The following is a 25,816-nucleotide window of genomic DNA, read 5'->3' on the forward strand; positions in this document are numbered from 1 at the left end:
CGGAATGGGAACGATATAAGGGAACGCGCCTTCTCCCTCTCCCGCTTGCGGGGAGAGGGTTGGGGTGAGGGGGAGTCTCCGCAAGGACGGTGAGAGTTGGACTCGCGGAGAGTCCCCCTCACCCGGATTGCATCTGCGTGCAATCCGGCCTCTCCCCGCAAGCGGGGAGAGGCGAAGTGCAGCGACGTACGGACACGAATGAGGACCGAGTGACCCAAGCCAAGACGCCTTCGAAGCCCCCCGTCGCCCCGCGCCGGCCGCATGCCTTCACGCGGCACGGCATCACCGTGACCGACGATTATGCCTGGCTGAAGGATGCGAACTGGCAGGAGGTGCTGCGCGATCCCGCCGTGATCGACCCTGACATCCGCAAATATCTCGACGAGGAGAACGCCTATACCGAGAGCCTGCTCGGCCATACCGCGCCGCTGCAGAAGACGCTGGTGCGCGAGATGCGCGGGCGGATCAAGGAGGACGATTCCAGCGTGCCGTCACCCGACGGTCCCTTCGCCTATTTCCGCAGGTTTCGCGAGGGCGGGCAGCACGAGCTGTTCGGCCGCATGCCGCGCGACGGCGGCGACGGCGAGATCGTGCTCGACGGCGACGCGCTCGCCAAGGACCACACATATTTCAAGTTCGGCGGCAGCCGGCACTCCTACGATCACAAGCTGCAGGCCTGGAGCGCCGACACCAAGGGCTCGGAATATTTTTCGATCCGCGTTCGCGACTGGGCGAGCGGTAAGGATCTCGACGATCTCGTCGAGGAGACCGATGGCGGCGTGGTCTGGGCCGCGGACTGCAAGAGCTTCTTCTATGTGAAGCTCGACGACAATCATCGGCCGATGCAGGTGTGGCGGCACAGGCTCGGCGCCCAGCAGGCCGACGACACGCTGGTCTATGAGGAGCAGGATTCCGGCTGGTTCACCCATTTGCATGAGAGCACCAGCGGCCGCTTCTGCGTGATCGCGGGCGGCGATCACGAGACGAGCGAGCAACGGCTGATCGACCTCACCAACCCCGACGCGCCGCCGCGCCTCGTCGCGGCGCGCGAGGAGGGCGTGCAATATTCACTCGCAGACCGCGGCGACGAGCTGTTCATCCTCACCAATGCCGATGACGCCATCGACTTCAAGATCGTCACCGCGCCGCTTCACGCGCCCGAGCGCAAGAACTGGCGCGACCTGATTCCGTATCGGCCCGGCATCTACATCATCGACCTCGATCTCTATGCCGGCCATCTGGTGCGGCTCGAGCGCGCCCATGCGCTGCCGTCGGTCGTGATCCGCGATCTCGCTGGCGGGGAGGAGCATGCCATCGCGTTCGACGAGGCCGCCTATTCGCTCGACACGATGGGCTCCTACGAGTTCGAGACGACTACACTGCGCTTTGCCTATTCGTCGATGACGACGCCGTCGGAAGTCTATGATTACGACATGACGAAACGGACGCGCGTGCTGCGCAAGCGGCAGGAGATTCCGTCGGGGCATAACCCGGCCGACTACGTCACGACGCGCATCATGGCGAAATCGCATGACGGCGCCGAGGTGCCGGTCTCGATCCTGCATCGCCGCGGGCTGAAGCTCGACGGCACAGCGCCGCTCCTGCTCTACGGCTACGGCTCCTATGGCATGGCGATGCCGGCTTCGTTCAGCGCCAACCGCCTGTCGCTGGTCGATCGCGGCTTCGTTTACGCCATCGCGCATATCCGCGGCGGCGCCGACAAGGGCTGGGGCTGGTATCTCGACGGCAAGCGCGAGAAAAAGACCAACTCGTTCGACGATTTCGCCGCCAGCGCCCGCGCGCTGATCACCGCGAAATATACCAGCGCCAAGCGCATCATCGGCCATGGCGGCTCGGCCGGCGGCATGCTGATGGGCGCGGTCGCCAACCGTGCCGGCGAATTGTTCGCCGGCATCGTCGCCGAGGTGCCGTTCGTCGACGTGCTCAACACCATGCTCGACGACACGCTGCCGTTGACGCCGCCGGAATGGCCGGAATGGGGCAACCCGATCGAGAGCGAGAAAGATTTCCGCACCATCCTCTCCTACTCGCCCTACGACAACGTCGCGGCGAAGGACTATCCGGCGATCCTGGCGATGGGCGGACTTACTGATCCCCGGGTCACCTACTGGGAGCCCGCCAAGTGGATCGCACGCCTGCGCGCCACCATGACCGGCGGCGGCCCGGTCCTGCTGCGCACCAACATGGGCGCCGGCCACGGCGGCGCGTCGGGCCGCTTCGACCGGCTGGACGAAGTCGCGATCGTCTACGCGTTCGCGCTGTGGGCGGCGGGGATGGCGGAGGCTGAGGTGTAGCCATAGCCGCAGCCTTGTAGGGTGGGCAAAGGCGCGTAGCGCCGTGCCCACCGTCTCCAAATAAGGCGAGGTGGGCACGCTTCGCTTTGCCCACCCTACGACAGCTCAGATTGCGGGGCTTCCCCCTCTCCCCGCAAGCGGGGAAAGGCGAAGGAACTACCGCCCGTTCTTCTTGCGCCATTCCGCGAAATCGGTGAGCGTCTGGGGATCGGTGGCGGGATAGAGACCGAAGATGCCGCGGCCCTTGCCGACTTCCTCGGTGACGAAATCCTCGAATGCGGTCATCTCGAAGGTTTCGTTGGCGATCTCGTCCGCAAGATGCGCGGGGATCACGATGACGCCGTCGGCATCGCCGAGAATGACGTCGCCGGGAAACACCGGCGCATCGCCGCAGCCGATCGGCACGTTGATCTCGATTGCCTGATGCAGCGTCAGATTGGTCGGCGCCGAGGGGCGATGGTGGAAGGCGGGAAAGCCGAGCCTTGAGATCTCGGCGGAGTCGCGAAAGCCGCCATCGGTGACGACGCCGGCGACGCCGCGCTTCATCAGGCGCGTCACCAGGATCGCGCCGGCCGAGGCCGCGCGCGCATCCTTGCGGCTGTCCATCACCAGCACCGCGCCCGGCGGGCAATCCTCGACCGCCTTGCGCTGCGGATGGGAGCGATCCCTGAACACGTCGATGGTGTTGAGATCCTCGCGCGCCGGCATGTAGCGCAGCGTGAAGGCCTCGCCGACCATGGTCGGCTGGTCCGGGCCGACGGGATGCACATCCTGGATCATCTGGATGCGCAGGCCGCGCTTGAACAAGGCGGTGGCGACGGTGGCGGTGGAGACGGATTTGAGCTTGTTGCGGGTGGCTTCGGTGAGTTTGGTCATGATGTACTCGTCATTCCGGGGCGCGCGTAGCGCGAGCCCGGAATCCATCGGGCCGCATACGCTGGGGTGAAATGGGTTCCGGGTTCGATGCTTCGCATCGCCCCGGAACGACGGTCAGTAAATCGACGGCTCGCCGATCGGCGCGCCGAAATCGGTCTCCAGGAAGTCGAAATCGCAGCCGTCATTGGCCTGCTTGATGTGCTTGGTGAACATCCAGCCATAGCCGCGTTCGAAGCGGCGCGCGGGCTGCTTCCAGGCGGCGCGGCGTTTTGCGAGCTCGGCTTCGGAGACGTCGAGATTGATGGTGCGCGCGGCGACGTCGAGCGTGATGCGGTCGCCGTTCCGCACCAGCGCCAGCGGACCGCCGATATACGATTCCGGCGAGACGTGCAGGATGCAGGCGCCATAGCTGGTGCCGCTCATGCGCGCATCCGAGATGCGCACCATGTCGCGCACGCCCTGCTTCACGAGTTTTGTGGGAATCGGCAGCATGCCCCATTCCGGCATGCCGGGGCCACCTTGCGGCCCGGCATTACGCAAGATGAGGATGTGATTCTCGGTGACGTCGAGGTTGGGATCGTCGACCGCCTTCTTCATCGAGGGATAGTCGTCGAACACCAGCGCCGGCCCGGTGTGCTTGAGGAAGCGCGGCGCGCAGGCGGAGGGCTTGATGACGCAGCCGTCGGGCGCGAGATTGCCCTTGAGCACGGCGAGCGCGCCTTCCTTGTAGATGGGATTGTCGATGCCGCGGATCACGTCGGCATTGTACACCTCGGCGCCCGCGATGTTCTCAGCCACCGTCTTTCCAGTGACGGTGACACACTCGAGATGCAGATGCGGCTTGATCTGGCTCATCAGCGCCGGCAGGCCACCGGCGTAGAAGAAGTCCTCCATCAGGTACGTCTCGCCGCTCGGCCGCACGTTGGCGATGACGGGCACCTTGCGGCTGGCCTTCTCGAAATCGTCGAGGCCGATGTCCTGGCCGGCGCGGCGGGCCTGCGCGATCAGATGGATGATGGCGTTAGTGGAGCAGCCCATCGCCATCGCGACCGCAATGGCATTCTCGAACGCCTTGCGGGTCTGAATCGTCTTCGGCGTCAGATCCTCCCACACCATTTCGACGATGCGGCGGCCGCATTCAGAGGCCATGCGGATGTGGTTGGCATCCGCGGCGGGAATCGAGGAAGCGCCGGGCAGCGTCATGCCGATCGCTTCTGCAATCGCGGTCATGGTCGAGGCGGTGCCCATGGTCATGCAGGTGCCGTAGCTGCGGGCGATGCCGGCCTCGATGTCGAGCCAGTCCTTGTCGGAGATCTTTCCGGCGCGGCGCTCGTCCCAATATTTCCAGCCGTCGGAGCCGGAGCCGAGCGTCTTGCCCTTCCAGTTGCCGCGCAGCATCGGGCCTGCCGGCAGATAGATCGCCGGGATGTTCATCGAGGTCGCGCCCAGCAGCAGCGCCGGCGTGGTCTTGTCGCAGCCGCCCATCAGCACCACGCCGTCGACCGGATGGCTGCGCAGCAGCTCCTCCGCGTCCATCGCCAGCAGGTTGCGATAGAGCATCGTGGTGGGCTTGAGCAGCGATTCCGACAGCGACAGCGCCGGCAGCTCCAGCGGCAGGCCGCCCGCCATCAGGATGCCGCGCTTGACGTCCTCGACGCGCGACTTGAAGTGCATGTGGCAGGGCTGCGCGTCCGACCAGGTGTTGAGGATCGCGATGATCGGGCGGTCCTTCCACTCCTCCGGCGCATAGCCCATCTGCATGGCGCGGGAGCGGTGGCCGAACGAGCGCAGATCATCGGGCGCGAACCAACGCGCGCTGCGGAGCTGGTCGGGCGTTTTCTTCTTGTTGGTCATCGCATTCCTTGTCCGTCCGGAGGATTGGCCCTGCTCTTCTCACAGGCAATCCACCCCCGGCAAGGCGCTGGGCTGGCGGATGGCGAACCTCTGCTATGCACTCAGGCGGGCATATTTGGCGGTGCAGCGCAATAAATCGGCAGCACCGGCCGAAGTGCTTGCCGGCAGACGAGAAACCGCGCAACAATTTCGAGTTGATTGGCTTGATTTGCGGTTGGTGGGACTAACTCCGCCGACTCCGGAGGATTTCAGACGTGGCCAACATCCTGATCGTGGATGACGATCCGGCCGTCCAGTTCACCATCCGGCTGCTGCTGGAACGGGCTGGTCATCACGTGACGGTCGCCGGGGATGGCCGCAAGGGGCTGGCGCTGTTCGAGGCCAGCCGGTTCGACCTGCTGTTTCTCGACATCTTCATGCCCGGCATGGACGGACTGGAGACGATGCGTCACATTCGGGTGCTGGCCCCGGCCGTTCCGATCGTCGTCATCTCCGGCCGTTCGAGCACGCCGGATGCCTATGCGGAGCCGGATTTCCTGAAGATGGCGACCAAGCTCGGCGCGGTCGCCAGCCTGCAAAAGCCGTTCCGGCCCGGTACACTGCTCGCCGTGGTCGCAGATTGCCTGAAGGCCCACGAGCCGGAGGGGTCCGATGTCCGCTCCGGCCGCCGATGACAAGGGCACCTCCTCTGCTGCAAGCCAGAAATGGCGCAGCGATACGGCGGGTCCGGCGAAATTCCCCATGAGAGCAGCAACGACGCTGGCCACGCGGCTGGCCATCGCGATGATCCTGCTGGTGGCGGTTACCGTGGCCGCGGTCGGATGGCTCGGCTATCGCAACACCACACAGGCCGTCATTCCGCGGGTGCTGGAGCGGGTCGAAGCCCAATCGCGCCTGCTCGCGACCAACCTTGAATCCTACGTTGCCGGCGTGCGCGGCGATCTGGTCGGCTATCGCGCCGCAGCGGCGATCAACGGCCTGATCCGCGCTCATGTCGGCGGAGGGATCGATCCCGTGGATGGCGTCTCGGAGCAAACCTGGCGCGAGCGTATCGCGGCACGGCTCGCGGCCGAGATCGAGGCCAAGCCCATCTACGGGCAGTTCAGGATCATCGGCGTCGACAACGACCAGCGCGAACTGGTCCACGTCGATCGCTCCGGACCGAACGGAGCAGTCAGGATCGCCCCGGACGGTGAACTGGAGCGCAAGAGCGACCGAGCCTACTTCCAGGAAGCCATACGGCTCGCGCCCGGCGAGATCTATGTGTCTCCCATCGAGCTCGCCACGCGTCAGGGGGGAACGAGGGCGTCCCACGCGCCGACTTTGCGGGTCGCGATGCCGCTGTTCACAGCCGACGACAAGCCGTTCGGCATCATCGTGGCCAATGTCGACATGCGCCCGGCACTCGACCGGGTCCGTGCGACAACGACCTCCGGCGGAGAGATCCACGTTGTAAACGCGCGCGGCGACTATCTCGTCCATCCCGACCGTATGCGCGAATTCGGCGCAGCGCATGACCGCCCCAACGATTGGCGCAAGGACTTTCCATACTTCGGGGCTCTGACGGGCACGCTGGAAGGATCCACGCGGCTCATGACCGATTCATCGGGCCGGCCGAGCGGGGCAGCGCTGGCGCCGACCCTGCTCGCGGGCAAGGAATGGGTCGCCATCATCGAAACGATCCCTGCGCCCGTGTTCGGCCGCGTGCCGGCCGCCATTCAAAAAACGTCCCTGCTCGTCGGCGTGCTGGCCGTTCTCGCCGCAGCTGCCCTCGCGGTGCTGCTGGCGCGCTCGTTGACCCGCCCGATCGGGCGCCTGACGGAGGCGGTGCAGGCCATCGGCAGCGGACGTCCCGCGGATATCCCCGTCGATGCCAGCGGCGAAACCGGCGTGCTGGCACGGGCCTTTGCCCGGATGGTGGAGGAGATGCGCGCGAAAACAGCCGCGCTCGAACGCGAGATCGAGGACCATCGCCGCACCGAGGCGGCGCGAAGCCATCATGCGGCGCGCGAGAGCCTGTTCAGTGCCGCGGTGGAATCGTCCGACGATGCGATCGTGATGCAGACGCTCGATGCCGTCATCACCGGCTGGAATCCGGCCGCCGAACGCCTTTACGGCTATACGGCGGAGGAGGCGATCGGCAAGCCCACGTCGATCATTGTCCCACCCGACCGCCGCGAGCACGGCAAGGACTATCTGCGGCGGATCGCGCGGGGCGAGCCGATCGAACGCTTCGAGACGGTCCGCCTGCGCAAGGACGGCACGCCGGTCGAGATTTCGCTCGGCCTGTCGCCGATCAAGGGACCGGCGGGCGAGGTCATCGGCGCCTCGGGAAGCGCGCGCAGCCTGACCGAGGCGCGCCGCGCCGAGCGGGCCCTGCAGAACCAGCTGGAGGAGCGGCGCCAGATCTTCGAGACGTCGCAGGACCTGATCATGGTCATGGACGCGCGAGCCCATGTCGCGCAGATCAGCCCGAGCAGCCAGACCATACTCGGCTATCGACCGGACGAGATGATCGGCCGCAGCGGCGCCGACTTCATTCATCCCGCTCATCTGGAGCAGTCCCGTGCCGAAATGCGCGCGATGCGCCGCGGCGAGCGCGTCAAGCTCGCCGACACGCGCTGCCTCCACAAGAACGGGCACGAGGTCTGGCTGTCCTGGCTCGGCAGCTGGTCCGAGCCTGCCAAGCGCTTCTTCTTCGTCGGACGCGACATGACCGAAGCGCGGCTCGCGCAGGAATCGCTGCGCGAGAGCGAGCGGCTCGCTCGCAACATCGTCGAGACCTCGCTCGACGCCTTCGTCCAGACCGACGAGACCGGAAGCATCCTGAACTGGAACTCGCAGGCCGAGCAGCTGTTCGGCTGGCGCCGCGACGAGGTGCTCGGCAAGAGCACGATCGACCTCATCGTCGCCGAGAGCGAACGCGAGAGGGTCAGGGCGGGGCTGAAGCAATTCCTGGCCGAAGAGGACGGCACGACGCTGAACCGCCGCCGCGAGCTGATGTGCCGCCGCCGCGACGGCAAGGAATTCAGGGCCGAGCTGAGCGTCACCGCGCTGAAGCGGCGCGAGGGCCTGCTGTTCAACGTCTTCTACCGCGACCTCACCGACAAGATCGCCGCCGAGGAGCGCATCCGCCACGCCGAGAAGATGGAGGCCGTCGGCCAGCTCACCGGCGGCGTGGCGCATGACTTCAACAACATTCTCACCGTCATCACCGGGACGATCGAGATTCTCGCGGAGGCGGTCGCCAAGGAGCCGCAGCTCGCGGCGATCACCAAGATGATCGACGAGGCCGCCGCGCGCGGCGCCGATCTGACCCAGCACCTCCTTGCCTTCGCCCGCAAGCAGCCGCTGCAGCCGCGCGAGATCGACATCAACTCGCTGATCGTCGACACCGCAAAATTGCTGCGTCCGACGCTGGGCGAGCAGATCCAGATCGAATCGGTGTTCGAGGACGAGAATTGCGTCGCCATCGTCGATCCCAACCAGCTCACCACCGCGATCCTCAACCTGGCGCTGAATGCGCGCGACGCCATGCCCGGCGGCGGCAAGCTGATCGTGGAGACCGGCGCCGCCTATCTCGACGAGGTCTATGCCGGCGCCAACGACGTGCCGCCGGGGCACTACGTGCTGATCGCGGTGAGCGACACCGGCACCGGGATTCCCGCGCACATGCTGCCCAGGGTGTTCGACCCCTTCTTCACCTCGAAAGGACCGGGCAAGGGCACCGGGCTCGGGCTTTCGATGGTCTACGGCTTCATCAAGCAGTCCGCAGGTCACATCAAGATCTACAGCGAGGAGGGCCACGGCACCACGATCAAGATGTATCTGCCGCCCGGCAAGACGCCGACGGCGAGCGGCGAGGGCGTGACGCCGGCGACGATCGAGGGCGGACACGAGACGATCCTGGTCGTCGAGGACGACCGGCTGGTGCGGGACTACGTGCTCGCGCAGCTGCATTCGCTGGGCTACGTCACCCTGCAGGCCGCGGACGCCGCGGAGGCGCTCGCGATCGTCGCCGCCGGCAAGCCGTTCGACCTTCTGTTCACCGACGTCATCATGCCCGGCAAGATGAACGGACGGCAGCTCGCGGACGAGCTGATGAAGACGCGCCCGGATCTCAAGGTGGTCTACACGTCAGGCTATACCGAGAACGCGATCATCCATCACGGCCGGCTGGATTCCGGCGTGATGTTGCTGGCCAAGCCCTATCGCAAATCGGATCTGGCACGGATCATCCGCAAGGCGCTGAGCGGGTGAGAGACGTAACCCGGACGGAGCGCAGCGCAATATGAGAACAGTGTTGAAGCCTGCACGAGCGCGAACTTAGCGGCGCAGCGAGCTCTCGTAGGGTGGGCAAAGGCGCACTTGCGCCGTGCCCACGATCTCTCTCACTGCATCACGTGAAGTTCGTGGGCACGCTTCGCTTTGCCCACCCTACGGCATCTCACGTATAACGCTACGACGCGCGCTGGGCCGCCGTCATCACGATGCGGATCAGGTCGGCGGCATTGCGTGCGCCGAGCTTCTTCATGATGTTGGCGCGGTGGTCCTCGATGGTGCGCGGGCTGATGCCGAGCGTGCGGCCGGCCTCCTTGTTGGAGGCACCGGCGGCGAACTGCTCGAGCACCTCGCGCTCCCTGCGCGTCAGCGGCTCGCGGCCGGGGAAATGCAGCGAGCCGAATTTCGGCGACGCGTTCTCCGCCTGCCGGCGTGCATAGGCGCCGATCGCCTCGTCGAGGCGACCGACGATCTCGCTGCCGCGGAACGGCTTCTCGATGAAGTCGAGTGCGCCGCTCTTGATCGCGCCCACCGCCATCGCGATGTCGCCCTGCCCGGAGATCATGAAGATCGGTGCCGGGTAGTCCTCGCCGTGCAGCTCCTTCAGGATGTCGAGACCCGACTTTCCGGGAATATTCACGTCGAGCAGGATTGCAGCCGGTGTGCGGTTTCGCGCGACCGAGAGCAGCGCTGCACCGTCGGCAAAACAGATCACCTCATAGCCCGCCGCCTTCAACACCATCGACAAGGTGTCGCGAACGGCAGGGTCGTCGTCGACCACGAAGATTTCACCGCGAGAGCTTTGTTCGGCCATGTGCCACATCCGGTTGGCATGAAGGACTCGCGTTCCGCGCCATTCGTTATGGCGCTCGGCGCGGATTCGGCCCACCCGTATTTGTACGGGACATGGACTTAACGCACAAGTAGCGGCATGGCGCCTAATTGCAGTGGACGGAGAATATCCATGCTAAATTTGGCCGACACGCCGCCTCCCGTCGCAACGCCCGAAATCGCGAGCCGTGAGCTGATTGCGGCGGACCTTCGTTTGCTGATCGCACAGATCGAGACCAGCATGCGCCGGATCGCCGCAGCCATGGACCAAGAACACGGCAGCGATCCGGAAGGTTCCGCGGATATCGTCGTGCTCGACGACGTCACGCCCCGCTACGCCAGCGCGAGCGCGGCCCTCAATGCCTGCCGGGCGGGCCTCGGCCACGCCCTGCAATGCCTATCGGAATCCGGCAACGCGGCGGGCGGCAGCATCTGACCGCATGGCAGCTCCGCGAGCTAGGCGCGGTGCCGCTCCACGATAGCGTCGGTGGCGACACCACCCCAGGTGTGAATCGCCGGCAGGCCCATCGCGGTCTTGCCGAGATTGGCGAGGCTGATGCGCAGCGCCGCGAGATCCAGCGGCTTCGGCAGGCTCTGGAGCTCGATCCCGACGGAACGGGCGAAGCTGCGGGCGGCACTGCGGCGCTTGCCGTCCATGCCGCTGATGACGATCACGGAGCCGGCGAACTTGGCGCTCGCCATCTCGCGCAGCACGTCGACGCCGTCGCCATCCTCCAGCACGAGGTCGAGCGTCACGCAATCGAAGCGCGCAGCGCGAAGCTTCTCGATCGCGTCCGCAACGGATGGCGCCACGGTGACCTCGTGGCCGGCCTGCTTGGCCGCGACCGTGATCAGGCTGCGCTGCGTGGCGTCGTCGTCGACCACCAGGAGCTGAAGCGCACGCCGTTCAGTGCCGTCGGGCAGGTTTGACGAGATCGGGGAAAGAGAACTTCTGGGCATTGCCGTATCCTGAGATTGAGAGCGTCAATGGATACACGGCTCGCGCTTAAGCCGCGTAAAGCTGCTGCGTGCAATTGACTCCGAAGTCTTCAGCAAATGTGAAGCAAAGTGTCGGAATGCGTGGCGACAGTGGCGGCGGGATCAGGCCGCGGCGTCGTGACCGCCGGCCGCACCGCGCTTCTTCCGATTCTTGCCGCGCAGGAACTGGATATCCATTTCGGCACCGTTGACACGGACCAGCTCGCAGCGACGATAGGCGAGACCCGTGGACGACAGCAGCAGGAAGAACTCTTTCAGGTTCAAGCCCTGGATCGAGCCCTCCACCGTGAGAACGGCGTCGGTGTCGGAGATCGCGTTGAGCTTGCAGTCGCGCCGCCAGGTGCCGTCGATGGCCATGATGCAGACATCATAACCGCGGCTGAAGGTCACGCGCTCGACGCCCTTGCCCTCCTCGGCCATGATTATCGTCCCGCCACCGCCGCCATGCGCGGCGCCGCACCGGCGAGAACCGGCTTGGCCGCTGCCGCGCGCGGATCGTTCGGCTTGTAGAGGCCGCGCCGCTCCGGAATCGGCCGGAACGTGTCGGTCAGCCCGACCACGGTTTCGGCAGCGCCGAGCACCAGGAAGCCGTCAGGCTCGATCTGGCGCGCCAGGCGGTTGAAGATGTTGATCTTGGTGTCCTGATCGAAATAGATCAGCACGTTGCGGCAGAAGATGACGTCGAAGGTGCCGAGCTGGGCGAAATCGTGCAGCAGGTTGAGCTGCCGGTGCTGGATCATCGCCCGCAATTCGGGATTGATCTGCCAGGTCTCGCCGATCTGCTTGAAATATTTCACCAGCATCTGGATCGGCAGGCCGCGCTGCACCTCGAACTGGCTGTAGACGCCGGCCTTGGCCTTCTCCAGCACCTCTTGCGACAGGTCGGTGGCGATGATCTCGACGCGCCAGCCGGTGAGGGCCGCGCCCATCTCCTTCAGACACATCGCCAGCGAATAGGGCTCCTGCCCGGTCGAGCCGGCGGCACACCAGATGCGCACGCTGCGCTTGGCCGCACGCGCCCTGATGATCTCCGGCATGATGTGGTCGCGGAAATGATCGAACGGGACCTTGTCGCGGAAGAAGAAGGTCTCGTTGGTGGTCATGGCTTCGACCACGTCGGTGATCAGCTGGCGCGAGCCGCCTTGCAGCTTCTGCACGAGCTCGGCGATGCCAGAGATCCCGGCCTTGCGGGCCAGCGGCATCAAGCGGCTTTCGATCAGATATTGCTTGTCTGCGGACAGGTCGAGACCGGAATTGTCCTTCAGGAACTTGCGCAGATACTCATACTCGGTCGGGGTCACGGATGGCCTCTTCGAACTGTACTGGAACACTCTGGCCCAAGCACTTTGGGCCAGACACACTCAGACCATGGCTTGTCCGACCGGGATCAAACCAACTTCAGCGAACTTGTCGGCGATGATGTCTTTGTCGAAGGGCTTCATGATGTACTCATTGGCGCCGCCGCTGAGCGCCTGAGCGATATGAGCCACGTTGTTCTCGGTGGTGCAGAACACCACCTTCGGCTGATCGCCGCCGGGCAGGCGGCGCATGTGGCCCATGAACTCGAAGCCGTCCATGACCGGCATGTTCCAGTCGAGCAGCACCGCATCGGGCAGCTGCCGCTGACAGATCTCGAGCGCCTTCGAGCCGTCCTCGGCCTCGGTGACCTCGAACTCGAGGCCTTCCAGGATCCGGCGTGCGATCTTGCGCACGACGCTGGAATCATCGACCACCAAACAGGTTTTCATTTTGGTTCTCCGGCTTCGATGCTTTTCGTTGGCTCACGCGGCCATTTGCACTTTGGTTTCGAGCTCGAGGACGCGGTCGACGTCGAGCACGACCATGAGCTGGCCGTCGAGGCGGTGGACGCCGCCGGCGAGCTTGGCCATGCGGGGGTCGAGGTTGACGGGGTTCTCCTCCTTGCCGGCCTCGGACAGGCGCAGCACCTCGCCGATCTGGTCGATCAGCAGGCCGTAGGATTCGCCGCGCAGGTCGACGCCGACCGCCATCGGCACCTTGCCGTCTTCGGCCTTGGGCAGGCCGAGACGGGCGCGCATGTCGACCACGGTGACGATGCGGCCGCGCAGATTGAGGACGCCCGCGATCTCGCGCGAGGACAGGGGCACGCGGGTGACGCGCTCGGGCATGAACACGTCCTGGACGCGGGAGATCGGCAGGCCGAACAGCTGGCCGCCGATCATCGCGGTGACGTACTTTGAGGACGCCCGCGATCTCGCGCGAGGACAGGGGCACGCGGGTGACGCGCTCGGGCATGAACACGTCCTGGACGCGGGAGATCGGCAGGCCGAACAGCTGGCCGCCGATCATCGCGGTGACGTACTCGACCATGGCGCCTTCAGCGGACTGGGTCTTCTTGCTCATCTCGGTGTCTCCTGATCCCCGTCCTGCTTACGCCGCCGCCCGGCTCAGCTCGGAGGCGCCGGCGGCGCCCGCGGTCTGCTCCTTCAGCGCCGCGATCAGACCGGGACGGTCGAACTTGGCGACATAATCGTGGAAGCCGGCCTGCCGGCCGCGCTCGATCGCCGCCGGCGACACCAGCGCCGAGAGGCCGATGATCGGCGTCGCGGCGAGGTTGTTGTCGGAGCGGACGACTTCCGCGAACTCGAACCCGTTCATGTCGGGCATCTCGATGTCGGTCAGGATCACGTCGAAACTCTGGGCGCGCAGGGCAGCCAAGCCTTCCTGCGCGGTCGGCGCGGTGCGGACGCGGTAGCCGGCGGCCTTCAGCACCGGCGCCAGCATGTTGCGGAAGAACGCCGAGTCGTCGACCAGCAGCACCGACTGCGAATGCAGCGACGGCTTCATCTCCTTGCGGGTGAACCAGTCGGCGAACGCCATCGGCAGGAAGTGGCCGACGTCGATCACCTCGGTGGCCTGGCCCTTGATCACGGCCGAGCCGAGAATGCCGGAGGAGGAGCCGCCGACCTCGATGTTGAGGCGTTCCTCGACGATGTCGATGATCTCGTCGACGACGAGGCCCATGGAGCGGCCGTCGTCGGCGAACACCAGGATCGGCTGGGCGCCCTGGCTGGCAATGGTGACGCCGTCCATGGCGACCAGCGGCATCAGCTGCTCGCGGTACTGCACCATGTAGCGGCCGTTACTGAACTCGATCTTGTCGGCGGGCAGCTCTTCCAGGCGCGTGACGAGGCCAAGCGGGACCGCCTTGGGCTGCGACGAGCCGGCGCGGAACACCAAGAGCGAGGTGGTCTGCTCGCCGGAGCCGATGTGATGCGCCCCGTTCTCGTCGCCCATGTCATGGGCCGAGGAGCCGGCGGCGCCGAGCGCTTTGGCAATGCCGTTGGGATCGATGATCATGATCACCGCGCCATCGCCCAGAATGGTGTTGCCGGAGAACATGTCGATGTGACGCAGCTTGGTCGACATCGGCTTGACCACGATCTCTTCGGTGTGGAACACGCCGTCGACGACGATGCCAAAGGTCTGGCTGCCGACCTGGGTGACCACGATGAAGCCGTTCTCGGGATCGCTGGCGGCGCCGTCGTCGATCTTCAGCAGCTTCTTGAGGTGGATCAGCGGCAAGAGCTTGTTGCGCAACCTGAGGACCGCGGTGTCCTTGATGCGCTCGATGCGGTGCTCGGAGTTGGCGCGGGCCCGCACCAGCTCGACCACCGAGAGCTGCGGAATCGCAAAGCGGTCGCCGGCGGCTTCGACGATCAGCGCCGAGACGATGGCGAGCGTCAGCGGGATCTTGATGGTGACGGAGGAGCCTTCACCCGCGACCGACTTGATGTCGATGGTGCCGCCGATCTGGTCGATATTGGTGCGGACCACGTCCATGCCGACGCCGCGGCCCGAGACCGAGGTGATGGCGGCCGCCGTCGAGAAGCCCGGCGCGAAGATGAACTTGTGGATCTGGGCTTCGCTCATCTTCTCCAGCTCGGCCTCGGAGACGAGACCTGAGGAAAGCGCCTTGGCCTTGATCTTCTCGGTGTTGAGGCCGCGGCCGTTGTCGGCGATGCAGATGATGATGTGGCCGCCCTCGTGATAGGCGGAGAGGCGGATGGTGCCCTGCTCGCCCTTGCCGCTGGCGAGGCGCTCGGCGGGGGTCTCGAGGCCATGATCGGCGGAGTTGCGCACCATGTGGGTGAGCGGGTCCTTGATCAAATCGAGCACCTGGCGGTCGAGCTCGGTGTCGGCGCCGTGCATCTCGAGCTCGATCTGCTTGCCGAGTTCGGATGAGAGGTCGCGGACGATGCGGGGCAGCTTCTGCCAGGCATTGCCGATCGGCTGCATGCGCGTCTTCATGACGCCCTCCTGCAGCTCGGCGGTGACGTTGGAGAGGCGCTGCAAGGGCACCTTGAACTCGGTGTCCTCGTTGCGGCGGGAGATCTCCAAAAGCTGGTTGCGGGTCAGGACCAGCTCGGAGACCATGGTCATCAGGTGCTCCAGCGTATCCACGTTGACGCGGATCGACTGGTTGGCGATGCGGTCGCCCTCGCCCGCCATCTCGTCGGCCATCGACTTCTTCGCGGCCTTCTCCTTGGGCGCCTTTGCGGCTTCCTTGGCAACGGCGGCTTCGGCAGCCGGCGCAGGTGCAGCCTTGACCTCAGTCTTGGCCACGGGCGCGGCGACCGGCGCTTCGATCGCGGTCTCGCGGAAGGCGCGCTCGAGCTCGTCGAGCGAGACCTCGCCCGGACGCAGCGGACGCTCCAGGGTCTGCTCGACCAGCGAGCCCGTGGTCATCTCCTTGGCAGGCGCCGCGGCCGGGGCGTCGGGCGCCAGCGGCGGCGCATCGGCAACGGGGGTGCCGGCCGGCATCGGCTGCGCCGAGCCTGACATGGCGGCCATGCCCTGCTCGACCATGGCCTCCAGCTTGTCGATGAGATCGCGGTCGTTCCCTTCAGGCTCGGCCTCGGTTGCCTCCAGGCCAGCCAAAATCTCCTTGATGCGGTCGATCGACGACAGGATCACCGTCACCGCCTCGGCGGTGACAGGCATGCCGTCACGGAATTTGCCCATCAGGGTCTCGCCGGCATGCGCCAGCGCTTCCAGCCGCGGCAGGCCCAGGAAGCCGCAGGTGCCCTTGATGGTGTGGACCAGGCGGAAGATGTTATCCAGGATCTTGGCGTTGTTCGGCTCCTGCTCGAACTTCACCAGCTGATTGTCCACGGTGTCCAGGCTCTCGCTGGTCTCCGTCAGAAACTCCCGCAACAGATCATCCATGAAGGCGGAAGATGTTATCCAGGATCTTGGCGTTGTTCGGCTCCTGCTCGAACTTCACCAGCTGATTGTCCACGGTGTCCAGGCTCTCGCTGGTCTCCGTCAGAAACTCCCGCAACAGATCATCCATGAGCTACGCCTTACTGACCTGGGCCGCAAACGCGACGTCCGAGCCACCCTCGGCACGGACGGAAGCCCCTATCCTGGATCGTTAGACATCCCCTTTCACAGTCCCGTTAATTTCATCCTCCGTGCTACTACGGATATTGAAGAGAAGTTTGCGGTTCTGCTGCATGCTGCAGCGCTTTTCGGCAAAACCGCCTCCGCGTCGCAACGGCGGGAGCCGCGCGGTCAACAAGCCGATAATTGCGCGACGAGGCGCGTGGGAAAGTCCTGCTCGCAAAGAACGATAGGGCCGGCCCGCAGGCGGTTGGCGCGGGCCGCCCGCAATCGGCGGGGCTCTCGCCGCGCGCGCTCTTGAACGTTTCCTGGGCGCTGCCGCGATTTGCGCGATCCGCGCTCGAGGTAAACGAACGGTTACCCTGCGGCCGAGCGGCTCGTGCGGCGCTAACCGAGCTGCACCGCCGTGGCAACGTCGGAGCGGGGGCGATGCTCTGCCAGGCAATCGTTGATGGCGGCGAGCAGCGCGTCCGGCGTGAACGGCTTACGCAGACAACGCGCGGCGCCGAGCTCCAGCGCCATCCGCAGGAAGTCGGGCGCGGGCGAGTTCAGATTTGCGAAAGCGTGGCCGGACATCGCAATCAGCGGAATCACCGGCGCCTGCTCGTGGAAAATCCGGATCGATTCGAACCCGCGCATGTGCGGCATGAAGATGTCGATGATCATCAGATCGAATTGCTTGTCCTCGAGGGCACGCAGTCCGGCTTCACCGCCCTCGGCGATCGTCACCCGAAAATTGTTGCGCTGGAGGTAGACCTCGATGGCCATGCACACCATCGGGTCATCGTCGACGACGAGAATATGGCGCAGATCGTCTCGCCCCAATTGAGCTTCCCGTTTCGGCGATTCAACGATTGAACCGTGGGGCACGCCTTTCTCCTTTGGTTTCGATGAGGGATGGAACGAACGTCGTTTGCGGAAGCGGACGAGGCGACGCGAACCGGCCCGATGGCCAGCGCGGATGCAATGCCTTCCAGCTCCTGAGGCCCCCTTGCCGCCAATTCCCGCGTACGCGTTGCAGGACGGCCGCCTCGCCAGCGAATCAGTGTGCGCTTCTTAACTCCGCCGCAAATGAGACAGCCTGTCTGCCCTCTAACGGGTATATGGACGTCACCACAACCTTCAGGTTAGTATTTGCGCGCTGTGCACCTGAGTGACGAAGCCGCCCCGCCCGCCGACCATCGAACCCGCCGGATTGACCTGCATGACCGTGAGCGGGCCCCCGCCCAATCAGCTGCTGCAACTGCTCGACGCGGCAGATTTCGATTTGCTGCGTCCGTATCTCGCGACGGTCGAAATGGTCAGTAAATCTGTCGTGGGCGAGGTCGGCATTGCGCCGGGACACGTCTACTTCCCGCATGGTGGATCCGTTTCGATCAGGGTGAGCCTGTCCGAAGGACAGACGATCGAAATTGCGATGCTGGGCCGCGACGGCGTCGTGGGGACCGGTGCGGCACTTGCCGACGGGATCTCGCCGATGGAGGTGGTTGTGCTGTTCCCAGGCCTTGGTGGCGTGACGGGAGCACGATGCGAGCCCTGTATGCCGACGTGCACGCAGCGTCGACGCATCGCCAGGGCCGGACAACTTGTCTCAATTGCCAATATATCCCGACGCGAAGATGATGGAACTTACCCGCACACGACGTCATCCGCGCGCTGCGAATTCGAAGGCGCATGGGAACGGGGAGGCAGCCTTGGAAACGATGATGCGTCCATCCAACGGTTTCCTGTCCGCATTGTCGGCGGACGATTATGAATTGATCCGCCCGCACCTGCGAACGGCGGATCTGCCCCACGAGGCGGTGCTGGTCGAGACCGGCGAGACGCTCAGGCGCGCCTATTTTCCTCACCGCGGCGTCATCTCGCTGGTCGTGGAACTGGCCAAGGGCGAGCATGTGCAAGTCGCCATGATCGGCCGCGACAGCCTGCTCGGGACGCTCGCCATCGTGGGCGATGCGTGTGCGTTGAACACGGCGATCGTGCTGGTGCCCGGCGTCGCCTCGGTGGTGGATCTGGACCGCCTGCGCATGGCCGCCGACCAGAGCAGCACCCTGCGCGCACAGCTCTCGCGCCACGGGCTGGCGGTCTACGCCCAGGTGCAGCAGACCGCGGGCTGCAACGCCGCCCATCCGGTGGAGTCGCGGCTGTCGCGCTGCCTGCTGCACACTCATGATCTGTCGGGCGAGTCGCGTCTGCTGCTGACCCAGGAGACCATGGCCCAGATGATCGGAGCCCGGCGCAACAGCGTGTCGCTGGTCGCCAACTCGCTGCAGCAGGCCAATTTCATCCACTACAGCCGCGGGCACATCCAGATCACCAACCTCGACGGGCTGCGCCAGACGGCGTGCGAATGCTACGCCGCCGTGAAGGGCCAGTACGACCGGCTGCTCGGCCCGCACTGAGCGCCGCCCGCTTGGTAAACCGGGCGCTAATGCCGGCCTGCAAACACCGGCCATCCCGCTACCGGAACTGAAATTCGAATGCCGTAGATACGCGACATGCCTCGCGCGGCGACGTGCCGCGCGACAACGAACCGTGATCAAGGCAGGCAAGGCCATGTTTGACGTCACCGTCGCGCCTGCGATGGCGCTCGATGCCGAACCCGCGCGCGAGCCGCGGGCGTACGAAGCGCTGGTGCGCGAGATCGGCGAGGACGGTGCCACTGAAGTGCGCGACGTGTTCTGGAGCGAGACCTGCGCACGCCTGCAATTGTTCCGCACGCTCTCGCCTGCGCAGCACCACGCCAAGATCGCGCGCGAAGCGCATTCGTTGAAGAGCGCGGCCGGAACGTTCGGCTATCTCAGGCTCGCAGCGCTGGCACTGCGGCTGGAGAAAACCGCGGAAAGCCTCGGCGAGGCCGAATTCCACGCGATGCTGGACCTGATGGATGCGGCCTACGCCGCCGCGCATGCACAGGAGCCGCAAGGCTAGTTCGCTTTTTGGCGCGCCCTCGTCGCGCTACTTCGCGTAAAAGCGCTCCCGAACTACCGGCGCGTGTATTCCCGCCGTACTTCTACGGTTTGCGATTTTCACAGATGGCTAATCATAGCTGGCGATAGTCCCGGAAAACCAGGAGGGTTTTCCATGTTCACCTACGAGACCGCCGACCAGAAGGAGGTTCGTCGCTTCCGCATCGCACAGTTCAACGGCCGGATGGCGACGGTCAGGGCCGGCGAGTCGACCGTGACCGGTTTCGTGCGCTCGGTGCTGGAGCAGGAATCGAGCATGCCTCCCCGCTGGACCATCACGATCATTCCGAGCGCGCCGAAGGAAGAGATCAAACCGCTGCGTCCCGCCCCGCGCGCACGTCCGTTCGCCGAAGACTATTTCTGAGCGCGGATTTCCAAACTATCGAGATGGATCTTCGGCATCTCGTCCGCGCCGCCCGAGGGCGGCGCAACCAGCCCGGATCAGTCGATCGCATGCAAGAGCGCCGCACGGACGAGGTCCGCGGTGTTGCGCGCACCGAGCTTGCGCATCGCCTCGGCGCGATGACTCTCGAAGGTGCGCGGACTGATCTGCATGCGCAGCGCGCCCTGCTTGTTCGAGTAGCCTTCGCTGATCAGCCTCAGCACCTCGCGCTCGCGCTTGGTCAGCCGCTTCTGGCCGGACGGGCCGAGAAGATCGGCGCTCGGTGCGCGCGGCGGCTGCAGCACGCGGGCGGCCCTCGATTCTGCCTCCTCGGTGCTGGACGGGGCCGACAAGCCGCCCTTGTGAGCGCCGGCGAGCTGCTTGACCAGGCCGCAAACGCGCTCGGTCTGTGCCAGCGCGTTCTCCACCACCCGCTGCAGATAGGCACGATCGCCCATGGCGGGGACGAGCTGATCGCTGTGATGCTTGATCTCGCCCATGTAGAGCAGCAGCGCGGTCAGGGGGCCGTTGAGCTCGCGAGCGATCGCAGCCGCCATTTCGTCGGCCGCCTGTGCACGAACGGCGCTCAGACGGACGAAATCGGGCTCTTCAGCTGAAGCAGCGCTTTCGTGCCATTCCGACGGCCGCGAATCGGTGGCCGTATCATTCTGTGACCCCATGTCACTCGTTTACCGGAACCGGGGCGGGTCTGTGGTTAACTTTCTGCTCCGTAAGACTACGGTGATTTGGGCCCTTTTACGCTAAAATGACGGCTTCGGCACAATTTGTGCTTGCGCGACGTCGCACGCGACCATGTAGCGGTTGAGTTTTCTGCCCAGATCCTGGTCTCGGACGAGGAAAAGCTCCTCGTGCGGCCGCCTTGCTCCGACATGCGCCCCCCGGATTTTACGGATTAATTAACGGCGACTTGCTTCTCTAGGGAGGTTGAGAGCGCGCAAATGCCTCCACGCATTGGGCCCGCAAGCCCGCGGGCCACGCTGCGAAAGATTGCGTGCCATGGACGAGATCGATCGGCTGTCGGAATTTCTGCAGAGGCTGACGCCGCTGTCGCGCAGCTGTCTGCTCAGCGAGCTCGAGCGGCTCGAGCTGTGCGGCATCGACATGCCCGGTTCGGCCGACATCCAGGCGCGCTTGCGCGCCGAATTCCGCAAGGACGGATCGAGCCAGGCGCGCGCCACCAGCCCGTCGCGCTATTTCTTCGCACCGCTGGAGCTGCTGCTGATCGACGGCGCGCCCGAGCATGCCAACATGGGGCGGATCTCGCGCAACACCCTCACCCCGATGTGGGAGTGGATCTGCCGCGACCTGCTGCCGACCATGGCGCGCGACTACATCAAGGCGATCGGCGACCAGGTCGCCGCCAACAACCCCAAGGAAGTGCAGAAGATCGCCTCGACCTTCCAGACCAAGGTCGTCAAGGTCCTCGAGAGCACGCTCAATTCGCCCGAGAGCGCCGAATCTGCGCGCGCCAAGCTCGGGCAATATACGGCCTCGCGCACCGCTTTCGACGACGTCGTGAAGATGCTGCATGTGTTGCGCGCCGGCGATGCGCTACCGAAGTTCAACGCGAAGCTGCCCGAGAAGATCGCGAAGTTCGACGATGGCCAAGTCGCCCAGATCACCGCGCAGCTCGACGCCTTCAAGAAGGCCCATCCCCAGGCGCTGCCCTTCGCGCTGGCGCTGGTGGCGCGACGACTGAAGACCTCATGGCAATTGGTGCGGCTTGCCACCAGGGCGGCTGCGAGCAAGGCCGCCGCGGACGCCGCCGCCACACCCTATGCCTGCGTCGTGCCGATGGTCCTCGACCGGCTCGACGACAAGCGCCTCGCACTTCGCGTCGCACTCCGGCACAACCGGGTGCTGATCGCCCGCGACCTGCTCGCCGAAATCTATGACACCGAATATGCGCTCAAGGTTCGCATCGACGGCATCGAGCATTGCGAATGGGGCGTCCGCCTCCAGCAATTGATGGACGCGATCGCGGCGCTGGTCTCCGCCGAGGTGAGCCGCTTCCCCTCCAATGTCGGCCACATTCTCGGCTCGCGGCGGCTGCGCAGCCACGACACGATCGGCGGCAAGCTGAGCTATCTGGCCTGGAAGGGACGCGACGCGATGCAGGACGGCGCGGCGGCGTTCCGCAAATTGATCGGGCAGACCTAGATCGGGTCCGGCCGCGAAGGCCACGGTGCACAGCGCGGCTAACGCGGCAGGCACAGGAAGCGATCCATGAATCGCCCTGACAGCACGAACCTGAACCACCAATACATCATTCGCCGCATCGACATAGCTGTAGTCCTCGACAGCCCTCCACCAGCTCGGGGAACCTTTAGCGCGAGTGCAGCAATGCGCGTGTGATGTACTTCACATTCTTGGCCGCTAGCCCGGACCCGTTGTCGCAGAATCGTCACGCGCGGAAGGCCGCGACGCGCGCATCGCGGGAAGGCGCGAGTTGAAAGTCGCCGCCGATTAACGCTGCGCCGGCTTGATCGCCGCCTCGGAGCAACCGCGCGCGTGCATCCTTCGACGCCGTCGAGCGGCAAGTCGCGCGCCAAGCACGCGCGGAGGCATTTCACCTGCAACAACCGGCGCTGCGCGTGTGGTGCTCGGGTATGCGAATTCATTTCGAAGAATCTGTCGACAAATTAGCTCGAATTGCAGGGCTTAACGTTACTCAGATAATTCAAGAACGATGTGAAGCTCTCCTTATTTGAACCCACGCTCCGCGGTTATGAAACCGTCACGGAACGGGAGTGGTGTTGCAATGAACGATGGGATGATTGAGCTCGTCGGACGAAGGCCTGTGACCTTCGGACGACGAAAGGTGACGCCGCGCGCCTGCGTGGCCGACAGCAAGCGTCACTTGCGCGCCTTTCTCAGCGAGATCCTCGAAGATCTCGGCTTCGTCACCTGCGAATGCGCCAGCGCCGACGAGCTGCAGACCGTGCTCGCCAGCGAACTGCCCGACCTGATCCTGCTCGGCGTCGCCGCCGACGGCATCGAGCCGGGACGATTCCTCGAAATCCTGGTGCGCGAGGCATTTTCCGGCAAGGTTCTCGCCGTCGGCGCCCGCGATTCGATCATCGTCAAAGCCGTGCGGCAGGTCGGTGAGGAATACGGCCTTGCGATGCTGCCGCCGCTGACGACGCCCTTTGCCGCGGAGACGCTGCGCGAGCGCGTTGCCATGCTGCTGCCGGAGGAGCCGGCGCCGAGCCCGGCCGTGCATGTCGGCGAGGCCTTGCATGCCGGCTGGCTGGAGCTCTGGTACCAGCCCAAGATCGACGCGCGCACGCTGGTCCGCAACGGCGCCGAGGCCTTGGTGCGGATGCGGCATCCGACCTGGGGCGTGGTGCCGCCGGCCTATTTCATCCCGGAGCCGCACGATCCGCATTTTCGCGCGCTGTCGGAGTTCGTGATCGATCGCGCCATGCAGGACTGGCACTATCTTCTCGAGCAACAAAGTCCGGTCGACCTGTCGATCAATCTTCCCGCCTCCTATCTCAGGGAGCCGCAGGCGGTGCGCGATCTCTGCCGCCGCGTGCCGACACACCCGGCCTTCGGCGGACTGACGGTCGAGATCGACAGCGAGGAGGCGATCCGCGAGCTCGATCTCCTGGGCGAGGTCGCGCGCGAGGTCGGCCTGCACAATATCGGCCTGTCGATCGACAATCTCGGCGCCAACTGGCCCTCGCTGATGGACCTGGACAAGATTCCCTTCGTCAAGCTGAAGGCCGATCGGCAATTCGTCACCGGCAGCGGCGGCGACCGGCTGAAGCGCACGGTGTGCCGTCACATCGTCGAGCTGGCGCAGGGCTTTGGCGCGCGCGCGGTGGCGCAAGGGGTCGAAAGCCGCGCCGATCTCGTCGCCGCGAACGAGCTCGGCTTCGACCTCGTGCAGGGCTTTCTGTTCGGCAAGCCGATGCCGCTGAAGAAGTTTGCACGCAGCGCGCTGACGCGAACCGTGATGGGATGAGCGCGTCGCGCTCCCAGCCTCGAGAGCGCGACGCGAGCCGTCTCGCAACTACGCGGTTGCGGCGCGGAGATTTGTCGTCGATCGAATCACGCCAGGCTTGTCCGCCGCGCCGCATTCATCAGGCCGATCGAAGTGGAGCGCGAAACCGCGCGCCCCGGGCGACTCGAGCCCGGCGCGGAGCTGCATGCTCGGGATGACGTAATCGCCGCCATTCTGGCGCCGATAGGGAATCGGTGACGTCGTCGCAAGCGTTCTCATCCTCTCGCGCAGGCGTTCGGCCGCCGCGGCGAAAGCGGCGTCGTCGAACCTGTCGGCCTGATAGACCACGAACGGCGGCAGGACGTCATAGCCGGGATAATAGAGAATGCCGTGATTGATCGGAAACAGCAGGTCGTCGATCGGCCCATTGATGCCGCGGGCGGAATAATGGTCCTGCCAGCCGCCGGCGGTCACGATCAGCATCGCGCGTTTGCCTACCAGGGTCCCCTCGCCGTAACGGTCGCCCCATCGCTTGTCGCTGTGCTCGCCGACACCATAGGCGAAACCGTAGGCGAACACGCGGTCGACCCAGCCCTTGAGGATCGCAGGCATGCTGAACCACCACAGCGGAAATTGCAGGATCAGAACATCGGCCCACAGCAGCTTCTCGATCTCGCCCTTGACGTCGGCGGTCAGCGTGCCCGCCTCGAACGCCTGCTTGGATGCCGCGGCAACCGAGAGACGCGCATCGTTCGGCAGCGACGGGAAGTCGCCGCGATCGACCTCGGACTTCCAGCCCCCGGCATAGAGGTCGGAGACCCGCACCTCGTGGCCCTGCGCCTCGAGCTCTCTGATGGCGACATCCCGGAGCGAACCATTCAGCGAGCGCGCTTCAGGATGAGCAAAGACGATCAACACTTTCATGTCGGCACCATTGGATTGATGATTTGCGCTCGGCAGATAGCGCCCTGGACCGCGATCCGGTAGAAGCGGCCAATGGATAAGATTGTGCCGGAAAATGGATAGGTCGGAGGTTACGCTCGAGCGCATGCGCAGCTTCGTGCGCGTCGCCGAGCGCGGAAGCCTGTCCGCGGTCGCGCGCGAGCTCGGGGTCGGACAATCCACCGTGACGCGGCACATTCGAGAGCTGGAGCAGGCGGTCGGCGTGCCGCTGCTCACCAGGACCACGCGCAGGGTCACCATGACGGCGGAGGGCCGCAATTACTACGCCGACTGCGTGCATATCCTGCGTCTCGTCGAGCAGGCCGGCGACGAGGCGCGCTCGACGCGCGGCGCGCCGGCCGGAACTGTCCGGGTCTCCTGCACCGCGGCGTTCGGCGTGCTCCACGTCAGCCGTTTCATCTTCGCCTTTCAGGACATCTATCCGGACGTGTCGGTCGACCTCAGCCTGACCGACGAGCGGATCGACCTCGTCCGGGAGGGCGTCGATGTCGCACTCCGTTTGGGGCCGCTCGCCGAAAGCACGATGAAGCTGAAGTCGCTTGGCCAGTCGCGGCGGCTGCTCGTGGCCGCACCCGGCTATCTTGCCGCGCGTGGCCGGCCCGCGCGTCCGCAAGACCTCGCCCATCACGAGGGCGTTCGCATGTCCAACATCGCCGGCAGCGATGTCCTCGTGCTGCAGGGCCGCCGCGGTGGCCGCAATGCGATACCCTTCAGCGGGCGGCTGCGCCTGGATCACGGGCTGGCCGCGCGTGAGGCGCTCGCGGCGGGCCGCGGCATTGCGCCGGCGCATCTTTGGCTGGTCAACGACCTGCTCGCCGACGGCCGCCTCGAACGCGTGCTGCCGGACTATTCGCCGCCGCCCGTTCCGCTGAACATGCTGATCGTGCCGGAGCGGTCCGGCGTTGCGCGCGTGCGCCTCCTGGTCGATTTCCTCGCCGAGCAGATCGCGCGATTGCCCGGGATCGAAAAGCCTCAATCCGGCAGGAAGTAA

24 protein-coding genes and 1 pseudogene are annotated in these 25,816 nt (G+C 65.4%); 11 read left to right on the plus strand and 14 right to left on the minus strand.

Annotated elements, in window-relative coordinates; genetic code table 11:
• Positions 1-209: 209 nt before the first annotated feature.
• On the plus strand, positions 210-2,315 hold the full coding sequence (locus DCG74_RS03485) for a S9 family peptidase (RefSeq protein ID WP_172789319.1): 2,106 nt from the start codon (positions 210-212) through the stop codon (positions 2,313-2,315).
• A 156-nt stretch (positions 2,316-2,471) separates the two neighbouring features.
• On the opposite strand, the gene DCG74_RS03490 is transcribed toward DCG74_RS03485, so the two are convergent.
• Together DCG74_RS03490 and araD are read right to left on the minus strand one after the other, a co-directional pair.
• Complete coding sequence (locus DCG74_RS03490) at positions 2,472-3,191, minus strand: ribonuclease activity regulator RraA (protein ID WP_172789320.1); 720 nt, start codon at positions 3,189-3,191, stop codon at positions 2,472-2,474.
• 114 nt (positions 3,192-3,305) lie between these two features.
• Positions 3,306-5,045, minus strand: a complete 1,740-nt coding sequence (araD, locus tag DCG74_RS03495) for an L-arabinonate dehydratase (protein WP_172789321.1) — start codon at positions 5,043-5,045, stop codon at positions 3,306-3,308.
• Positions 5,046-5,299: 254 nt separating this feature from the next.
• Between araD and DCG74_RS03500 the strand changes: the two genes are divergently transcribed.
• Positions 5,300-5,719, plus strand: a complete 420-nt coding sequence (locus DCG74_RS03500) for a response regulator (protein WP_172789322.1) — start codon at positions 5,300-5,302, stop codon at positions 5,717-5,719.
• A complete protein-coding gene (locus DCG74_RS03505) occupies positions 5,697-9,305 on the plus strand; it encodes a PAS domain S-box protein (protein ID WP_172789323.1) in 3,609 nt (1,202 codons plus the stop codon). The genes DCG74_RS03500 and DCG74_RS03505 overlap by 23 nt, the downstream gene beginning before the upstream one ends.
• 199 nt (positions 9,306-9,504) lie before the next feature.
• Here DCG74_RS03505 and DCG74_RS03510 read toward each other — a convergent pair whose 3' ends face one another.
• Positions 9,505-10,140, minus strand: a complete 636-nt coding sequence (locus tag DCG74_RS03510) for a response regulator transcription factor (RefSeq protein WP_172789324.1) — start codon at positions 10,138-10,140, stop codon at positions 9,505-9,507.
• Between the two features lie 150 nt (positions 10,141-10,290).
• Between DCG74_RS03510 and DCG74_RS03515 the strand changes: the two genes are divergently transcribed.
• The gene (locus DCG74_RS03515) at positions 10,291-10,593 is read left to right on the plus strand and encodes a hypothetical protein (RefSeq protein ID WP_172789325.1); all 303 of its coding nucleotides are present in this window, start codon (positions 10,291-10,293) and stop codon (positions 10,591-10,593) included.
• A 20-nt stretch (positions 10,594-10,613) separates the two neighbouring features.
• Here the strand turns inward: DCG74_RS03515 and DCG74_RS03520 are convergent, their stop codons facing one another.
• The 9 genes and pseudogenes from DCG74_RS03520 to DCG74_RS03560 all read right to left on the minus strand — a co-directional run bounded on the left by DCG74_RS03520 (position 10,614) and on the right by DCG74_RS03560 (position 17,351).
• A complete protein-coding gene (locus DCG74_RS03520; RefSeq protein WP_172789326.1) occupies positions 10,614-11,117 on the minus strand; it encodes a response regulator in 504 nt (167 codons plus the stop codon).
• Positions 11,118-11,258: 141 nt separating this feature from the next.
• On the minus strand, positions 11,259-11,576 hold the full coding sequence (locus DCG74_RS03525) for a PilZ domain-containing protein (RefSeq protein ID WP_172789327.1): 318 nt from the start codon (positions 11,574-11,576) through the stop codon (positions 11,259-11,261).
• A 2-nt stretch (positions 11,577-11,578) separates the two neighbouring features.
• Positions 11,579-12,457, minus strand: a complete 879-nt coding sequence (locus DCG74_RS03530; RefSeq protein ID WP_172789328.1) for a protein-glutamate O-methyltransferase CheR — start codon at positions 12,455-12,457, stop codon at positions 11,579-11,581.
• A 60-nt stretch (positions 12,458-12,517) separates the two neighbouring features.
• On the minus strand, positions 12,518-12,904 hold the full coding sequence (locus DCG74_RS03535) for a response regulator (RefSeq protein ID WP_018321619.1): 387 nt from the start codon (positions 12,902-12,904) through the stop codon (positions 12,518-12,520).
• Between the two features lie 33 nt (positions 12,905-12,937).
• A complete protein-coding gene (locus DCG74_RS03540) occupies positions 12,938-13,357 on the minus strand; it encodes a chemotaxis protein CheW (RefSeq protein WP_175424018.1) in 420 nt (139 codons plus the stop codon).
• 67 nt (positions 13,358-13,424) lie between these two features.
• Positions 13,425-13,538: pseudogene (locus DCG74_RS38970) on the minus strand (chemotaxis protein CheW); the annotation flags it as partial.
• A 27-nt stretch (positions 13,539-13,565) separates the two neighbouring features.
• Entirely contained in the window at positions 13,566-16,364 is a 2,799-nt protein-coding gene (locus tag DCG74_RS03550; protein WP_172789752.1) for a hybrid sensor histidine kinase/response regulator, read from the minus strand.
• A complete protein-coding gene (locus tag DCG74_RS03555) occupies positions 16,357-16,491 on the minus strand; it encodes a hypothetical protein (RefSeq protein ID WP_257187545.1) in 135 nt (44 codons plus the stop codon). Before DCG74_RS03555 ends, DCG74_RS03550 begins: the two co-directional genes overlap by 8 nt.
• A 437-nt stretch (positions 16,492-16,928) precedes the next feature.
• Positions 16,929-17,351 carry a response regulator gene (locus DCG74_RS03560; RefSeq protein ID WP_172788850.1) on the minus strand — a complete coding sequence of 141 codons (423 nt, stop codon included), beginning with the start codon at positions 17,349-17,351 and terminating at the stop codon, positions 16,929-16,931.
• A gap of 343 nt (positions 17,352-17,694) precedes the next feature.
• Here DCG74_RS03560 and DCG74_RS03565 point away from each other — a divergent pair, with 343 nt between their 5' ends.
• The 4 genes from DCG74_RS03565 to DCG74_RS03580 all read left to right on the plus strand — a co-directional run bounded on the left by DCG74_RS03565 (position 17,695) and on the right by DCG74_RS03580 (position 19,874).
• A complete protein-coding gene (locus DCG74_RS03565) occupies positions 17,695-18,297 on the plus strand; it encodes a hypothetical protein (RefSeq protein WP_257187546.1) in 603 nt (200 codons plus the stop codon).
• Complete coding sequence (locus tag DCG74_RS03570) at positions 18,245-18,943, plus strand: Crp/Fnr family transcriptional regulator (RefSeq protein WP_172788851.1); 699 nt, start codon at positions 18,245-18,247, stop codon at positions 18,941-18,943. Before DCG74_RS03565 ends, DCG74_RS03570 begins: the two co-directional genes overlap by 53 nt.
• Before the next feature lie 154 nt (positions 18,944-19,097).
• Positions 19,098-19,472 (plus strand): Hpt domain-containing protein, encoded by a 375-nt coding sequence (locus DCG74_RS03575; RefSeq protein WP_172788789.1) that lies wholly within the window; start codon positions 19,098-19,100, stop codon positions 19,470-19,472.
• Between the two features lie 153 nt (positions 19,473-19,625).
• Positions 19,626-19,874: a hypothetical protein gene (locus DCG74_RS03580; RefSeq protein WP_172788790.1), complete on the plus strand. Its 249-nt coding sequence runs from the start codon at positions 19,626-19,628 to the stop codon at positions 19,872-19,874.
• A gap of 77 nt (positions 19,875-19,951) precedes the next feature.
• Here DCG74_RS03580 and DCG74_RS03585 read toward each other — a convergent pair whose 3' ends face one another.
• Positions 19,952-20,572, minus strand: a complete 621-nt coding sequence (locus DCG74_RS03585) for a helix-turn-helix transcriptional regulator (protein ID WP_172788791.1) — start codon at positions 20,570-20,572, stop codon at positions 19,952-19,954.
• Positions 20,573-20,909: 337 nt separating this feature from the next.
• On the opposite strand from DCG74_RS03585, the gene DCG74_RS03590 reads away from it, so the two are divergent.
• Positions 20,910-22,073: a hypothetical protein gene (locus tag DCG74_RS03590; RefSeq protein WP_172788792.1), complete on the plus strand. Its 1,164-nt coding sequence runs from the start codon at positions 20,910-20,912 to the stop codon at positions 22,071-22,073.
• Between the two features lie 601 nt (positions 22,074-22,674).
• A complete protein-coding gene (locus DCG74_RS03595; RefSeq protein ID WP_172788793.1) occupies positions 22,675-23,883 on the plus strand; it encodes an EAL domain-containing protein in 1,209 nt (402 codons plus the stop codon).
• A gap of 48 nt (positions 23,884-23,931) precedes the next feature.
• On the opposite strand, the gene DCG74_RS03600 is transcribed toward DCG74_RS03595, so the two are convergent.
• Positions 23,932-24,786 carry an NAD(P)H-dependent oxidoreductase gene (locus tag DCG74_RS03600; protein WP_172788794.1) on the minus strand — a complete coding sequence of 285 codons (855 nt, stop codon included), beginning with the start codon at positions 24,784-24,786 and terminating at the stop codon, positions 23,932-23,934.
• 94 nt (positions 24,787-24,880) lie between these two features.
• Between DCG74_RS03600 and DCG74_RS03605 the strand changes: the two genes are divergently transcribed.
• Entirely contained in the window at positions 24,881-25,816 is a 936-nt protein-coding gene (locus tag DCG74_RS03605; RefSeq protein ID WP_172788795.1) for a LysR family transcriptional regulator, read from the plus strand.

This window comes from Bradyrhizobium sp. WBAH42 (genome assembly GCF_024585265.1).
Taxonomy (GTDB): domain Bacteria; phylum Pseudomonadota; class Alphaproteobacteria; order Rhizobiales; family Xanthobacteraceae; genus Bradyrhizobium.